This is a genomic window from Sutterella sp. KLE1602 (assembly GCF_001578585.1).
GTDB lineage: Bacteria > Pseudomonadota > Gammaproteobacteria > Burkholderiales > Burkholderiaceae_F > Sutterella > Sutterella wadsworthensis_A.
The window spans coordinates 10265-10957 of sequence record NZ_KQ968512.1; the positions used below are offsets into that span (position 1 = coordinate 10265).

Here is a 693-nt window from a genome sequence, read left to right on the forward strand (position 1 = left end):
TGAAATCACGACGGACATTGGCGATATGCTGATGTAGCCTTGCGATCGCTGCCTTCTGTTTGCGCCAATTCTTCCCGAACTTCTGCATTCTTGCGAGCCTGCGCTGCATCCTGGCGAGCTTCTTAAGCGACTTCTTGAGTGCGCCGCACGGTTCGAAGAACGTGCCGTCGGAAAGCGTGCAGAAACGGACGCATCCCATGTCAATGCCGACACTGTCGCCGGCATGCTTGGGAGGTTCCATTTCGTACTCGGTCTGGATGGAAACATACCATCCGTCGGCTTGTCGGGAAACCGTCACGTTCTTGGCCTTGCCTTGAATGAAGCGGCTTCGCTTGTATTTGACCCAACCGATGCTCGGCAGATAAATCTGCCGACGTCCTTCATCAATCTTGAAGCCCTGCGGGAAGCGAAAGGAGTCCGTGGTCACGAACTTCTTGTGCTTCTTCGGGAAAGCCGTCAGACCTTTGAAGAACTTCTGGAAGCCGCCCATCAGATCCTTCAGCGACTGTTGGAGAACCTGAGAGTGCGTTTCCCTCAACCAGGGATTCTGTTCCTTCCAAACCAGCAGTTCGGAGCAAAGCTTCGAATAGCTGATATGGAAGGCGGGATCCGCTGTTCGGCGCTCTTCGTTCCAAGCAAGCCCTTGGTTGTACACCCAACGCGTACAACCGGCGAAGCGGGACATTTTCCTGT

General features: G+C 54.4%; 1 protein-coding gene. It reads right to left on the minus strand.

The window, feature by feature from the left end; genetic code table 11:
* A partial coding sequence (locus HMPREF3036_RS03265; RefSeq protein WP_156469730.1) for an RNA-guided endonuclease InsQ/TnpB family protein occupies nucleotides 1-693 on the minus strand: 693 nt, incomplete at both ends.